Annotated in this window: 7 protein-coding genes; 5 read left to right on the forward strand and 2 right to left on the reverse strand. The window is 43.4% G+C overall.

Going from position 1 to position 16,031, the window contains the following annotated elements:
- Positions 1-141: 141 nt before the first annotated feature.
- Positions 142-2,049, reverse strand: coding sequence for a RagB/SusD family nutrient uptake outer membrane protein (locus HMPREF1212_RS21330; protein ID WP_046151010.1), 1,908 nt, complete (start codon positions 2,047-2,049; stop codon positions 142-144).
- Positions 2,050-2,063: 14 nt separating this feature from the next.
- Positions 2,064-5,300: a SusC/RagA family TonB-linked outer membrane protein gene (locus tag HMPREF1212_RS21335; protein ID WP_046151011.1), complete on the reverse strand. Its 3,237-nt coding sequence runs from the start codon at positions 5,298-5,300 to the stop codon at positions 2,064-2,066.
- A 268-nt stretch (positions 5,301-5,568) separates the two neighbouring features.
- Here HMPREF1212_RS21335 and HMPREF1212_RS21340 point away from each other — a divergent pair, with 268 nt between their 5' ends.
- The 5 genes from HMPREF1212_RS21340 (at position 5,569) to HMPREF1212_RS21360 (ending at position 16,013) form a co-directional block, all read left to right on the forward strand.
- Positions 5,569-9,606 (forward strand): two-component regulator propeller domain-containing protein, encoded by a 4,038-nt coding sequence (locus tag HMPREF1212_RS21340; protein WP_046151012.1) that lies wholly within the window; start codon positions 5,569-5,571, stop codon positions 9,604-9,606.
- 272 nt (positions 9,607-9,878) lie between these two features.
- The gene (locus HMPREF1212_RS21345) at positions 9,879-10,772 is read left to right on the forward strand and encodes a DUF6528 family protein (RefSeq protein ID WP_046151013.1); all 894 of its coding nucleotides are present in this window, start codon (positions 9,879-9,881) and stop codon (positions 10,770-10,772) included.
- A 169-nt stretch (positions 10,773-10,941) separates the two neighbouring features.
- Positions 10,942-11,490 (forward strand): RNA polymerase sigma-70 factor, encoded by a 549-nt coding sequence (locus HMPREF1212_RS21350; protein WP_046151014.1) that lies wholly within the window; start codon positions 10,942-10,944, stop codon positions 11,488-11,490.
- An 85-nt stretch (positions 11,491-11,575) separates the two neighbouring features.
- Positions 11,576-12,517 carry a FecR family protein gene (locus tag HMPREF1212_RS21355; RefSeq protein ID WP_046151279.1) on the forward strand — a complete coding sequence of 314 codons (942 nt, stop codon included), beginning with the start codon at positions 11,576-11,578 and terminating at the stop codon, positions 12,515-12,517.
- A gap of 205 nt (positions 12,518-12,722) precedes the next feature.
- Positions 12,723-16,013 (forward strand): TonB-dependent receptor, encoded by a 3,291-nt coding sequence (locus tag HMPREF1212_RS21360; protein WP_046151280.1) that lies wholly within the window; start codon positions 12,723-12,725, stop codon positions 16,011-16,013.
- Positions 16,014-16,031: the final 18 nt, after the last annotated feature.

The raw sequence follows: 16,031 nt of genomic DNA on the forward strand, positions 1-16,031 counted from the left end.
TTCGGCAGTTGGCAAATGATTTTTTGACTATTGTCGAATAATCTTTTCCCAATAGTCGAAAGATTATTTGCCATTTGCCGAAAGATGAAAGAATAGGGACTTAAATGTTACTTACTCGTATTGTAGCTGTTAGTAGATACCTTACTTCTTAGCACTTGTTCCCGCCTGGACTTCCCAACCCGGGTTCTGGTAGATGTAAGCGGTACTTATGTCGCCACCCTTTTCCGGTGTACTCAGACGGATCACGTCGTAAGCGATAGGAGCCAGGTAATGAGCTTTCATAAAGGTATATCCGTTGAACGCCTTGTTGTTACGGTGTATCTGGTACGGACGGAGATACTTGTTGGCACGGGCAGAAACGTTAGGTTCGTCGGCTTCTCCTTCCGGTTTCAGGTCGTCATACAGTTTGTATTGTTCGTCCCAAAGGTTGAAACCTTCCACCTGGTAATCCTTCATGCGGTCGAGTGCTCTCCAGCGGTACAGGTCGTTGAGGCGTAGACCTTCGGCGATGAATTCCGAACGACGTTCACGACGGATGTTATATAAGGTAGCATCCACCTGCTGATCACCGGAATATACGGCGAAGTCGTTTTCTTTCGAAAGATCGGTTGCCGCGATTGTCTTCTGTATATCGCTGTCTACACCGGCACGGTTGCGCAAGGCTTTCCAGTAAGCGATGCTCTTGGCATCCAGCGAGTTGTTCAGTACATAGTGAGCTTCGATATAATTCAGATAAGCTTCAGCGGCACGGAAGATAACGCAACCTGTGTTGCCCGGCAGGGTTGCTCCCATGTTCGGGTCTTGATTTAAACCTTTACGCAGGCAATAGCCGGTTGTATTCTTATTCTCGGCGATGATCGTGATACCCGGACGGCTGAATATATTGTTCGGGTTGATCTGGTCGCCAGTGATACTCATGGATTCACGCAGGCGGTTGTCGCGGTCGGTAGCCACATCAGTCAGCGTTTTGTCACCTTTATAACCGGAACCGGCTGCATAGATCGGCAGACCGTTCTTCATCAGATAACTTTCTACCAGCGAACGGGTAAAGCCCGTATTACCACAACCGTTGCCACCCGGGTAAACAGCTTGCAGATAAGATACCACATAATGGAATATTTTCAGTCCGATGTCATACTTTCTCCAAAGAATGACTTCGGGCTTGTCTGACAGATCGATGCTGTTGAACATGCTGGAGTAATCTCCCAACGGGAACTTGTCGGCCACTTGCTCTGCGGCATTCTTGGCTTCTGTCAGGAAGAACTGCACTTCGCTGTCCAGGTTGATACTAAAACCGTTCAGGTAACTGGCGTTGGCACCCGGCCATCCCGGTCCACCCGGCACGCGGTCGGTTCCTGCGTGGTATTTCAACCAGGTTCCTTCGTACAAGGCTACTCTCGACTTCAAAAGAAGAGCTGCGTATTTTGTCAGGCGGTTAGCTTCGGGAGCTGTTTCCTTCAACATCTCGATTGCTTTATCCAGGTCGGCGAGGATGAAGCGTGCCACTTCGTTCTGCGGACGGCGCTGGTTGGCTTCGGCCAGTTCGGCATAGTCGTCCGAGAGTGTTTTGTCGACGATCGGGAAGTCTCCATACTTCTTCAGGAAGGTGAAGTACTGGAAAGCGCGGAAGAAATACATCTCTCCGATATAGTGGCGGATGTTTCCGTCTACGCCGCTGATCTTTCCATCTTCGTATTTAGGCAATACGGTTTCAAGGAAATAGTTGCAGTCGCGTATCTTCTTGAAGTCCCATTCTCCGCTGGTCGGTACGCGGCGTTCGCCGGGAACGAAGTTATCTTCTTCTGTTGTGGAACACTGATTGTCACTGTTATTGTCGGTCTTGAATACACCGATACTGTATTCACCCGGTTTATGTGCCGGAAGCGCATCGTATTGCGCGGCTCCGAAGCTGGCCAACTCCGCTTCTGTGTTCAGATAATGCTCCGAAGTTACGGACGATAGCGGTTCACGGTCGAGGAAGTCGTTACACGCAGTGAAACTTAGCGAGCCGACTGCCAGCGATAATATGATGATTGATTGTCTTTTCATGATGCTTTTATTTATTAGAATGAAACATTTACACCGCATGACAGTGTTCTTGATAGCGGATAGATCTTACCGGCACCCATTTCTCCGCCTACTGCTTCGGGATCGAATACGCCGAAGATAGAAGAGATGGTGAACAGGTTATCGCCGGAGAAGAATACGCGTACCTTGCTCAGACCTGCTTTTGATGTCAGGTGGTTAGGAACGGTATAACCGATCTGCAGGTTCTTCAGACGCAGGTATGCTGCGCTTTGCAGGTAACCGGATTGTACCTTCTGGTTCTTTGTCGCATTGGCATCGAAGTAAGGTTTCGGGAAGTAAGAATTCAGGTTGGCACCCATGTCATCGCCTTCCGGACGGAAGTAGTCGAAATGTTCCTTATATCCGATAGATTGCCAGAGGCCGCTGCCTACAGCACCCCAGAAGAAGTTACCGTCCAACCAGACATCGCGTTTGCAAACGCCCTGGAAGAAAGCGCGGAAGTCGAAACCGTTCCAGTCGGCTCCCAACGTGATACCTACCTGGTAGCGCGGAGTCTCGTTACCGATGATCTTGCGGTCGCCCGGATCGCCTACCGTATTGGAACCGGTTGTGATCTTACCGTCGTTGTTGATGTCCTTGTACATGATGTCGCCTGCGCCCCATTTGCTACCGATCTGTGACTGGTCTGTCGTAGCCAGATGATCCTGCATCTCCTTGTCGGTCTTGGCTATGCCGATGGTTTCGAAGCCCCAGATGTCGCCCATGTATCTGCCGTTGTAGGGAACGTATTCCATGATGCCGTCCGAGTTCTTGCGGTCGATGATCTGCGCGTCATTCGGGTATTTGGTGATCTTGGTACGGGCATCCGCCAATGTAAATCCGACAGTATAACCCACCTTACCGATCTGGTCGTTCCAGGTTAAAGCGAGTTCCCAACCTTTGCTTTGCATGGCTGCGTTGTTGATACGCGGCAGTTTGTCGTTGTCGATACCGATAATCGGCGATTTTTCTTCGGGAGGGCCTACCATATCGTCTGTCTTTCTCATATACCATTCAAATGAACCGGTCAGGCGGTTGTTCAGAGCACCGAAGTCGAAACCGATGTTGGTTGTTGTGATCTTTTCCCAGGTCATCAGGTCGCTGACCATCAACGGAGCAGTTGCTGTAGTCGGTTGCTGCCCGCCGATCAACCATTTACCATCTTTCAGTCCGAGTGGCTGAGAGGGATAGAACGGATAGAACTCCTTGGTGTTCTGGTTACCCAGCTTACCCCATGAGAAGCGAGGTTTCAAAGTGCCTACGTATTCCGACAGATCTTCCCAGAATGCTTCACGTGCGATGTTGTATCCCAGCGAGAAAGAAGGGAATACATTCCAGCGTTTGTCACGCAGGAAGCGCGAAGAACCGTCGTAACGAATATTGATCTCAGCCAGGTAACGACCGTCGTAGTCGTAGTTCAAACGTCCGAAGAAACCGGCGGTGGCCCATTCCTTTTTGTTGGCGGACGTATAGTCTTTACCCATACTGGTATCGATGCTCGGCACTTCGTCGCTGATTACATCGTCACGTTTAGCATACACATAGTTCTGCTTGTAGAGTTCGGTGTTGAAGCCGACCATCACTTTAAAGTTGTTTTTGTTGAACGACTTGAAGTAATCGGTATACAAGCTGGTTGTCAACAGATTGTTGTCCTGTGCGGAAGACCATGCATACGTTGCACCAGGACCGTAGCTACCGGCAAATGCCAAAGGTACCGGTTCGTTCTTTGAGTTCCATTCATAGATTTTAGCCAGGTTTTCGTCTTTGTTTATATGTTCTGCCTTCAGGCTTACGTCTCCTCGGATGTTCCAGTCTTTCAACGGGGTGATGGTTACGTTGGCCTGTGTATAAATAATGTCTTTCCGGCGTTTGTAACGTCCTCCGTCTTCTATCTGGATGATTTTGGAATTACGCATGTAATGGCCGTTCGGATCTTTGAGAGGCATGGTCGGCCAGGTACGTGAGATGTCGTGGTAATATAAACCGACCTGGATACCGTTTGTGGTATTGTCCGGATCATCGTTTGCGTAAGTCGGACGGTCGAGTTCTTCACGGATGAAGCGAGTGCTTAGGCCGATCTGCAACCAGTCGTTCACCTTCGAGTTGATCTTGGCTGATGCGTTCATACGTTTGAAGTCGTCATCACCGTAACGCATGTTACCACCTTGATCCATGAAGGCACCCGACATGAAATAGGTAAGTTTCTCAGTACCGCCGCTTACGTTTACATTATGTTCGTGGCTGAAACCCGTTTTGAAATGGTTGCGTGTCCAGTTCTGATTGTCGTTCGCCCTTTGATGGAATTCGTACATGCCGTTACCCGGATTAGGAACAGTGGTTGTCGATAGTTCTCCTTTCTGATAAGCGATAATGCGTCCTAATGTTTCGTCATTGAACGGGCTGTCCTGTCCGCTGTTCAACGCGGCTGCATTAAAGTACTTGGCAAATGTGTAAGAATCCATCATATCAGGCAGATTGGTTGCCGTAGACCAGCGGAGACTGTTATTATAAGAAACCTGTGTCTTTCCGCTTTTTCCGCTTTTGGTCGTAATAAGGATTACACCGAACGGAGCACGTGAACCGTAAATACTGGATGCGGCTGCATCTTTCAGTACGGAGATGTTTTCGATATCATCCGGGTTCAAAGCATTCATATCCCCTTCGATTCCATCGATCAGGATCAGCGGGGCGTCGTTCGAACCTTCACCGATCGTACCTGTACCGCGGATGTTTATTTTCAAGGCGTTACCCAATGCTCCCCCCTGGTTGTTCAGCGAAAGGTTCAAACCGGGAACAACTCCCTGCAGGGCTTGCCCTACCTGTGCTACCGGGCGCGACTCCAATGCTTTGGTATCGACTGTGGAAACAGCTCCGGTCAGGTTCACTTTCTTCTGTGTTCCGAAACCGACAACAACCACTTCATCGAGTGCCTGTGTGTCTTCCCCTAATTGAATGGTGTAAACCTGTTGTGTACCGTCTATTTTAACGGTTTGTGGCTGGTAGCCGATATAGGAGATATTTAATACATCTCCTTTGGAAGCGTTGATAGAAAACTTACCGTCCATGTCGGTAACAGTCCCGTTGGTGGTTCCTTGCACGAGAACGGTCGCTCCGATAACCGGATCGCCCAGGCCTTTGTCAATAACAGTACCAGTAATGGTCAACTGCTGCGCGTATATATAGGATATACTGGCCATCAGCAGCGCAATTAATAATGTGACTCTTTTCTTCATCCTCTTTTAGTTTTAAGGTTGTGAATACTAATTTTAAATAATCTTTGTAAGCAAAAGTATCGGGTATATACAGATGGGATAACAGGTGTTTTATTCATTAACAGCGGGTGTTCTCTTTAATTTACTTATTGATATACAGTATGATGGGTGATTTATTCACAAATGACTGGTGTTTTAATCATTTGTTCTTTTTTGTCAGTTTTATTTACTCCGATTAGGATTATTCTCCCTCTTTTTTTCTTTCTTTGTATGACTTATCGTTTTATGTATGGGGAGATTTATCGTTGCGTTATTATTGTTTGCCTTCTGTCATACTTCCGGATATGCTTTTTTTGAGAAAGATATACGGGTGCTTACCATGCAGAACGGATTGGCTGATAATACCGTTTCCTGTATCCATAAAGACAGTGACGGTTTTATGTGGTTTGGTACGGATAACGGCCTGAGCCGTTACGACGGAAAAAATATGAAGAACTTCGGGCCGGATAACAACTATGTGAAGGTTTCGCAGATACGCGAAACACCCAACGGCTTCCTTTGGCTGATAGCCAATCAGCAAATTTATTGTTTTGACCGTAGACTGGAGCGGTTTGTCCCAATTCATTATGTCGGAAAGAAGGATGAAGATACCAGAGTCCAGGATGTACTAATTCAAAATGACTCTTCTTTCTGGTCGCTTTCTTATGATAATCTTTCTCTGGTTTCAGTAGATTATGTGAAAGATAAAACAGGAAATATTAAAGAAGTGAGCCTGAAAGTAGAAATGGAGTTTACTTCATTGGTTGATGAAGGGACAAACTTTCTGGCTTTTTGCCAGTCGCCGGATGGAGTTATATATATCGGAACGGACTGGGGAAATATTCTTGCTTTCGATCCTGCTTCCTACACCGTTCTGAATAAAGGAGATTTACCCAAAGTAAAGAAAATACATATCAATCGCCTCTTATATTCAGAGGGTTATGTCTGGATCTCCACCTGGGCAAACGGGGCGATCCGCTACAATCCTGTCTTGGATACTTATTCACAATACACGTATGATCCTAAGAACAAAAAGAATTCCTTGTCACACTGGGATGTTTATGAGATCGTTCCGCTCAGTAACGGACGTTACCTGACAGCAACCTGGAATGGATATGCTATCCTGATTCCTGATAAGGAAGATCCTACCCAATATTCAACGGAAGTCTATAATAATACGGCTTCACAGCTTCACCGGAATCTGGAAACCCGTATGATCTCGGCTTATTATGATGCGGATGGGCTTCTTTGGATCGGAACACAGGGGGGTGGTGTGTATTCTTCCGATTTAAGAAAGCAGTTTTATCAACGTTTCCATCAGGATACGCATAATGAAATATGTGCGATGACCACCGACAAGGAGAACTATATCTGGCTGGCAACCTTCCACAAAGGAATTATGAGAAGTACGGAAGCCTTTGACCCGCAACACCGGTTGTCTTTTGAACTGGTTCCGAACGAAGCGGGAAATACCGTATTAAGCGCAATAACTGATAAAGCGGGTGATCTCTGGTTTGGAAATACCAATTCGGAATTGATCCGTTATTACTCAACCGGTAAAACATTTACTGTCTACCCGATACGTTTGTCTGATAATCCGGCATGGAATGGTTCTATATGGTCTTTATTCGTCGATAGTCAGGAACGTTTATGGCTGGGTACGTCGGATGGGTTATTATTGTTTGATAAGTCATCCGGACAATTCACACGTTATGAGGTTCGTCCCGATATAATCCGGGCAATAACGGAAACTCCCGATAAAAACTTATGGTTGGGAACCACGTTCGGGCTAAAGAAATTCAATCCGGAGAAAGAGAGCCTGCAAGCAGATTTTGAGAAGGAAGCGGATATCCCGGCACGCGAGATACGTGCTCTTTTTGCTTCTTCCGATAAGAATCTTTATATCGGATATACGGATGGATTCGGTGTTCTGGATGTTGAATCCAACCGGATCGATACTTTCTATACAACGCACGACGGTTTAAGCAGCAATTTTATCGGTTGTATCAGCGAAGATACGAAAGGACATCTTTGGTTGGGCTCCAGTTCCAGTGTCTGTCGTTACAGCAAACATCAGAAGCTGTTTTATAACTACTATATATCAGGGAATAACCGTTCGGTAATGCTTTATCATGATTATTTGTTCTGGGGTAATAATAAGAATATGACTTACTTTACGTCAGAAGACGTAATGGACGAACGTCCCGTGCCGGATAAAGTGGTAATAACCCAGATAGAGGTAGATAATAAACCAGTTGAAATTGGGGAGAAAATAAACGATCAGGTCATTCTTACGGAAGGAGTTCCTTATGTGCATAATCTGATATTATCCAGTATGAATAATAGCTTCTCTCTGCTTTTCAGTAATCTGACTTATTCAGAAACGTTACAGAAATACAGCTACCGCCTGGCTCCTTATCAATCGGAGTGGCTGATTTCGGGGGAAGGCGAGAAGATTTCCTATACAAATCTTCCTGAAGGCGAATATTTGTTTGAAGTGAAAAGTATCTTTCCGGACGGTTCCAGCGGTGATGTAACGTCGTTTGCTATAAAGATTTTACCTCATTGGTACGAAACGGTCTGGTTCCGGTTGATTGTGTTCATCTTTGTTGTGCTGGCCTTGTATTACTGGATGCGTCGTGTAAAGATCCAGCAAGCCCGCCTGAGGAAAGAGGAACGTTTGAAGCATGAGTTGTTTGTGGCCAATCTGGAACGCGAAAAGGAAAAGCAAATCAACAGGGAGCGTGAGAACTTTTTTACCAATGTATCCCATGAACTCCGTACGCCGCTGACATTAATTCTTTCTCCCTTACAGGAGTTGTTGCAGGCCGATCGCCTTTCACAAACTATGTATGAAAAGTTGTCGCTTGTTTATAAAAATGCCTCTTCATTATCTACTCTGGTGAACCAGCTCCTGTATGTTCAGAAAATAGAAGCCGGAATGGTGCAACTTCATTTGTCAGAAGTTGATATTGTTGACTTAGTTAAGAAGGTTATGGCATCTTTTAAACACATGGCTGAAATAAAAAATACAGAGTTCATCCTGGACTCTGGTATCCGTTCCTTCGACCTTTGGATAGATAGTGGAAAGATAGAATCCGCCTTAAGAAATCTTTTATCGAATGCTTTCAAATATACTTCCAGCAACGGAAAAATAAGCGTTTCATTATCCGAAAAGGAACTCGACGGAATAAAGTACTGTCTTCTTTCTGTTGCAGACAATGGCCCTGGAATTGCCGAAGAGTTGCAGGAACATATCTTCGATTCTTTTATTACAGGGAAGAATGAACCCTCATTTTCTACCCGGATGGGTATTGGTTTACGTATCGTAAAAAACACGATGGATATGCATCACGGGAATGTTTTATTGGAGAGTTCTCCGGATAAAGGGACAGAATTTACTCTTTATATCCCATGTGGAAAAGAGCATTTCAGGGATGATCACTATGAATTGATTGAAAAAACACAGGAGCCGGATGGAAAGGATACTTATTTTGATGTGGAGAAGCAGAGTGAACCTTCCCAACCGAATTCGGGTAAAAAGCTTCTGATAGTAGAGGATAACGATGAAATAAGGGGTTATATCAATACCTTATTCAGCAAGGAATATCAGGTTTTGGAAGCGCATAACGGAAAGGAAGGAGTGGAGACGGCCATAACAGAAATCCCCGATCTGATCGTTTCGGATATAATGATGCCGGTAATGGATGGATTTGCTTGTGTACGGGAGATCAGGCAACATTTGCAGACAGCCCATATCCCTGTCATCATGCTTACGGCAAAGGCCGAGGAGGAGGATCTGTTGAAGAGTACCCGGATGGGGGCGGACGATTATGTGATGAAACCGTTCAACCCGGAAGTGCTCAAAGCAAAAGTCGAGAATCTGATCCGTATGCGGGAGCAGCTGAAACGTATTTATACAAAGACATTGATGCTGAAACATACGGCAGAAGAGCCGGAAGAGGAAGGGAAAGATCCATTCATGCAACAGGTTATCAACATCATCGAAGCCAATCTGACGAATCCCGATTTCAGCGCGAAAGCTCTTGCCGGATTCTTGAATATAAGTCAGCCGACTTTATACCGGAAGATCAAACAGCAAAGTAACCTGTCCATCATAGAAGTGATCCGCAGCATCCGTATCAGTAAAGCGGCTTCATTGATCATGCAGCGGAAGTATTCTGTCCAGGAAGTTGCAGAAATGGTAGGCTATAACGACATAACAACGTTCCGTAAGCATTTTACGAACCAGTTCGGGGTATCGCCGTCACGATATAATGCCTTATAGTCTCCATTACCCTTGGGATATAGTCGATTACCTGCCGGATATTGTCATTTCCCCGGCGAGTAGTGCTACTTACTACTGCATTCCCTTTTCATACCACAGCTGTGGTATGAAAGAAACTCAACTGTGAAACAAACGGAATCCATCTGTGGTATGAACGGAATGCGGCTGTGATATGCAATGTTTGTTCAAAATCTATTTAGGGAATAATACCTTGATCTTGTCATAAGATATACATGTAACTTCTTTAATTAACAAATTAAAAATTGTGAGGTATGAAAAGACTTATTTATTGTTTGGCGACTTTATTCCTGCTACTGTCATCCGGATGTGGAAAATCAAAAGCAAAGGAAATTATTGTTTGTGGCGAAGATCAGGCTCTGATTATTAATGTTGATGAATCGGAAGACCATCATATAGATATTCTGTGGAGTTGGAAAGCTTCAGAAGATCTGGATTCTCAGGTTCCTGTTGAGTATAAAGAGTATATGAAATCATTAGATGAATGTAAACCTGTGGATAATGGTTCAAAAATTTTGTTGACATCTTCCAGTGGAGGAGTTTTGTTGTTGGATAGGGAAAGTAAAAAAACGTTGTTTTATGCACGTGTACCGATGGCACATTCTGCTGATTTATTGCCTAATGGACGAATTGTTGTCGCTTTATCTACCAGCGTGGAGGGGAATAGTCTGGAACTATATGATATTCAAAAACCTGAACAGGTGCTTTTTAAAGATAGCCTTTATTCCGGACATGGAGCGGTATGGCAAGAAAGCAATGAAACTTTGTATGCATTAGGTTTTGATGAACTGCGTGCTTATTCACTGAAGGATTGGGAAACATCTTCACCATCTCTTCATTTGGAAAAAGTTTGGAAAACACCCATAGAGAGAGGGCATGATTTGATTGCTGTTACTGACAACGAACTTATTTTCACAGGGCATAATGGCGTTTACTGGTTTGATATAGCCAAAGAGTCTTTTACTCCATTTGAACCGCTGGCAGACAGGGAGAATATCAAGTCTGTTAATTATAATAAAGAAACAGGATATATGGTATATACACAAGCTGAAATTAATTTTTGGACACATCATATTTATATGGAAAATCCTAAGAAAGTTTTGACAATTGAAGATATAGATCTCTATAAGGTCAGAACATTTAAATAAACATATTCATATTTGTAAGTGACAGACCGTTTATCAACCTTGAAAGAATGGGTGATAGGCGGTCTCTTCTGTGTCGGTATAGAGATATTTTGCAATTTAACTTTGTGATTATCAAATAAAAATTACTTTTGCTGAATATTGCTATCAACCCGGAGAGAGATCGTGTACAATGAGTACTATTAGCTTCAGTGAAATATATACGAATTATTACAAGCGTTCCTTCTTGTTTGTAAAGTCATACATCAGAGATGATATGATGGTAGAAGACATTGTATCCGAAGCTCTTATTAAATTATGGGAAACCTCAAAACAAGAAACCATACAGCACCCCCAATCATTACTTCTGACTATTTTGAGAAATAACACTCTGAATTACCTGAAGCACCAGGAAGTAAGAAAAAAGGCTATCGAAACAATGTCGTCCAAGATGGTGAGAGATTTGGATTATCGTATCACAACCTTGGAAGCTTGCGACCCGCAGGAAATCTTTTCTTCCGAAATAACACGTATTATTCAGGATACATTGCAATCCTTACCTGGCCAAACCCGTCGTGTTTTTGAGATGAGCCGTTATGAATCACTATCTGTAAAAGAAATAGCCGAAGAATTATCTATCTCTCCTAAAAGTATTGAATATCATATAACAAAGTCATTAAAAGCTTTACGAATTGCTTTAAAAGATTACTTGCCGATATTTTATTTCTTGTTTGGGGCCTAAAAATCGTAGAAAAAAGATTTTTTGCTTTTAGGGGTTCTTATTGCTGTGTTGTCTATATTAACAAGAAGCTGATAAAAATATGCAAATGGATAAAAAACTATTACAACGGTATATTGAAGGTAATGTCACGACAGAAGAAATAGAATCTGTTGTCGACTGGCTGGATCAGGATGAAAAGCATGTCAAGGAATTTATGTCTTTACATAAGCTGTATGATATTTCCATCATGAATCAATCGAAACAACAACAAATCCAAAGGAAGATGAATACATCCGTATCCCTGAAACGGATTGCGATCGAGTTGTTGAAGATTGCGGCTATTGTACTCATATTGATAGGAGGAAGGTCGTTATTGGATAAGAAGGAAACCGAAGAGGATATTCTCTTGTATCAGACATTGTTTGTTCCTTCAGGACAGCGTGCGGAATTGACTCTTCCGGATAGTACGAAAGTGTGGTTGAATGCACAATCCAGATTGATTTATCCCGTCACTTTCCAGAAAAACAGCCGCCAGGTCGAACTCGATGGCGAAGCTTACTTTGAAGTTATGCGTAATGAGAAGTCTCCTTTCATAGTAAAGACAGAGAAAATGAATATAAAGGTTTTGGGGACGGAATTTAATGTTTCTGCCTATTCGGAAGTCCCGGAATTTGAAATCTCCTTGTTGAAAGGGGTTGTTGAACTGGCCTCTGTAAACTCTTCCAACACTTACAAGATGAAGCCGGGAGAACAGATACGATTGGTCTCCGGGAAATACATATCCACAGGAATAAAGGATATGGATTATTTTAAATGGAAAGAAGGATTACTCTGTTTTACCAATTCACCGATAGAGGAGATCATTCATAAATTGTGCCTCTATTATGATGTAAAAATCGAGGTGGCGGCATTGCCTTTCCTGAAAGAATCCTATTCTGGTAAATTCCGGGTAAAAGACGGCGTAGAACATGTGCTGAAAGTATTACAGCTGGAGCACAAATTCTCTTATAAGATAGATAATGAATTAAACCTGATAACAATAAAATAGAAAGCCTATGATTAGAAGATAAGAAAGAACCTAAAAAAACCGGATTATGTTGCAACCATAATCCGGCCAAATGTCGGCCTACGACGTAATTAGCGAATTTAAATCAAGTACCAACATTTTAGATCAGTACAAATTTATGAAAAAAAAATGTACAAGGACATGTTATGTCCTGTTATTAAGCGAATTTAAACACCTTTATAGAGTTATGAAGTTAACCTTTGCTTTTATACTACTGTGTGTATCAACGGTTTTTGCTTTTAATGCAAACTCGCAGAATGCGCGTATCCATATTGATGCAGAGAACGTACAGGTACGGGATGTTATTAAACAAATAGAGGAACAGACCGATTATCTTTTTGTTTATAACTATAAAAAAGTGGATTTGAGTCAACAAATCTCCCTGAAACTATCGGATACGCCTGTGTCTGAAGTTTTACGCAGGATATTTGAAAACTCGGATATCATTTATGCAATGGAGGGCCACAATATCATGCTGATGAAGCGGGAATCCTTACCGCAACAACAGAAAAAACGTATCCGCGGATACGTTGAAGACCAGCATGGAGAACCGGTAATCGGAGCTAATATTGTGGAAAAAGGAACCGGCAACGGTACGGTAACCGATGTAAACGGCACTTTCTCTTTAGAGGTAGCTATCAATGCAACCTTACAGATATCTTATATCGGATATAACGAACAAGAGGTTAAAGTAGCCGGAAAAGATCAGATATCGGTTACGCTCAGAGAAGATATGCAGGCATTGGACGAAGTTGTTGTAGTGGGTTACGGAACTCAACGGAAAGGGAATATGACCGGAGCTATCTCGAATATCAAATCCGGAGAACTAACCGTTTCCCCGATTGCCAGTACTTCAAATGCATTGGCTGGACGTCTTCCCGGCTTGGTTGCAGTGCAGTCCAGCGGACAGCCGGGTGCTGATGCTGCTGCCCTGAAAATACGTGGTTTCGGAGATGCTTTAATTATTGTGGACGGCGTTGAATCCGACTTTAATAATATCGATGCCAACCAGATAGAATCTATTTCCATCCTGAAAGATGGTTCGGCTTCTATTTATGGAGCAAGAGCCGGTAACGGTGTTATTTTGGTAACAACCAAACGGGGTATAGATTCGAAACCTATGTTCTCATTGAACGTTTCCGGGACTTTCCAGGGAGTGACTAAAATTCTGAAACCGTTATCGAGTGGGCAATATGTGGAAATAAAGCGTGAATCCCATTTTAATGGCGGAGGTACTGAAGAGAATGCCCCTTATACCAAAGAGGCTATGCAAGAATATTATAAAGGAACGAATCCGCTTTATCCGAATACGGATTGGTATGATGTGTTGATGCGGAACTGGTCACCACAGCAGCAATACAATCTTTCCGTCAGAGGGGGATCCGATAAGATCAAATATTACGGATTTATCGGTTTCATGGATCAGCAAACAATGATAAAGAAGCATGGAGGTAATTACCGTCGGTATAATCTGCAATCGAATATAGATGCAAAAATCAATAACAGTTTATCATTCCAGTTGGATGTAGTCGGTATTTTTGAAGACCAGAATACACCAGCTCGCGATATGGGAGTAGGTGGATATATGTGGGAAGATTACTGGTCTACTTTGCCTATCTATCATTCCAGTTTTCCGGATCCTACTAAGATACCATTTGCCCATGGCGGCGGAATGGGTGGACTACATATCACTTCAAACAGCGAACTGTCCGGGTATTATCAAGGCCGTAATCAGAAGTTCCAGGCTACAGGGTCATTGAACTATAAGGTTTTGCAGGTAGAAGGTTTATCTGCTAAATTCTTCGCGAACTATGTATTGGATTACAAATTCGGTAAAAACTTTACCAAGCCGGTCGACTTGTACACATGGGATCCGGAGAGTGATACCTACACACTGGCCGGAGCATTCGGCGACGTTTCCCGATTAACCCATACTGTCTCAAAAAGCCATACTTTGACTCTCCAGGGAATGGTCAACTACGATCGCATATTCAATGAAAAGCACCATCTGACAGCTGCCGGTATTTTCGAATGTATCGATTATCGTACCGATAATATATCGGCCGGAAGAACAAATTTCCTTTCAACGGAGATCGATTACCTGTTTGGAGGAAGCACGATCGGTATGTATAATGACGGGGATGCCTACGAAATGGGGCGTATGAGTTTCGTCGGCAGGTTCAACTATGCCTATGACAGGAAATATCTGATCGAAACAATTATCCGTGCGGATGCTTCGGCCAAGTTTGCTAAAAGTCACAGGTGGGGTTATTTCCCCAGTGTTTCTTTAGGATGGGTGATGTCTGAAGAACGCTTCATGAAGAATATGGATGTATTGGATAATTTGAAGTTAAGAGCCAGTTATGGGCGTTCGGGTAATGATGCCGTCGGTAGTTTCCAGTATCTGACCGGTTATAACTTCAATAAATTATATATGTACGGGAGCAATATTATTAAAGGACTTGCTTCTACTGGGCTTGCCAATCCTTTTCTCACTTGGGAAACGATGGATATCTACAATGTCGGAGTCGATTTTTCTCTCTTTAACCGGAAGCTCTATGGTGTTGCAGAAGCTTTTTACCGGGATCGGAAAGATATCCCTGCCAAGCGGCAATCCTCTCTACCTTCTTCTTTTGGTGCTGTCCTTCCGGAAGAAAACCTCAACAGTATCAATAACAGAGGATTCGAATTACTGTTTGGTACTTCGGGAAATGTGAAAGACTTTGTATATGATATTAGTGGCAACATATCCTGGTCGAGAGCTAAATACGGTCATTATGAAGAGCCAGAGTACACCGATCCGGATCAAATCCGTATAGAAAAGCGTTCCGGCCAGTGGGTTGATCGTGTGTTCGGATATAAATCGGACGGTTTATTTACAAGCCAGGCAGAAATCGATGCACTTGGTTTCGACCAGGATGGCAGCGGTAATAAAAATCTGAGACCTGGAGATGTCCGTCTGGTAGATACCAATGGAGATAAGGTATTAGACTGGCGCGACCAGGTCGAAATAGGGAAAGGCAGTATTCCTAACTGGATGTTCGGTGCAAACTTCAACCTGAAATATAAGGGATTCGATTTGTCTCTCTTATTCCAGGGGGCATTCGACTATTATTCGAATTTATCCCTTGAAGTGACTCGGGAAACATTCAATGAAAGGTGGACGGAAGAGAACAACGACCCTCACGCCCTTATCCCGCGTGTTGGAAGTATAGCTCCGACAGCCAATTACGCTTCCGATTATTTCTACAAAAGAGCCCGTTATATACGTTTGAAAACAGCATCTTTTGGATATAATCTGCCTAAAAGACTCATCACAGCCATGAATATAGAAAAGGCCAGGGTCTATTTATCCGGGACTAATGTCTTCACTCTTAGCAACCTGAGTAAATACGGTATAGATCCTGAAGCACCGAATATCGGGCATTATTATCCGCAGCAAAGAACGATAAGCCTGGGATTAAATGTAACATTCTAGTACTAATAACGTAAAATA

It is taken from the genome of Parabacteroides sp. HGS0025 (genome assembly GCF_000969845.1).
Lineage (GTDB): Bacteria > Bacteroidota > Bacteroidia > Bacteroidales > Tannerellaceae > Parabacteroides > Parabacteroides gordonii.

What these genes read in the sequence shown, in the direction of transcription:
- HMPREF1212_RS21330 (WP_046151010.1), bottom strand. Translation starts at nt 2,049, where the DNA reads ATGAAAAGACAATCAATCATCATATTATCGCTGGCAGTCGGCTCGCTA.
- HMPREF1212_RS21335 (WP_046151011.1), bottom strand. Translation starts at nt 5,300, where the DNA reads ATGAAGAAAAGAGTCACATTATTAATTGCGCTGCTGATGGCCAGTATA.
- HMPREF1212_RS21340 (WP_046151012.1), top strand. Translation starts at nt 5,569, where the DNA reads ATGGGGAGATTTATCGTTGCGTTATTATTGTTTGCCTTCTGTCATACT.
- HMPREF1212_RS21345 (WP_046151013.1), top strand. Translation starts at nt 9,879, where the DNA reads ATGAAAAGACTTATTTATTGTTTGGCGACTTTATTCCTGCTACTGTCA.
- HMPREF1212_RS21350 (WP_046151014.1), top strand. Translation starts at nt 10,942, where the DNA reads ATGAGTACTATTAGCTTCAGTGAAATATATACGAATTATTACAAGCGT.
- HMPREF1212_RS21355 (WP_046151279.1), top strand. Translation starts at nt 11,576, where the DNA reads ATGGATAAAAAACTATTACAACGGTATATTGAAGGTAATGTCACGACA.
- HMPREF1212_RS21360 (WP_046151280.1), top strand. Translation starts at nt 12,723, where the DNA reads ATGAAGTTAACCTTTGCTTTTATACTACTGTGTGTATCAACGGTTTTT.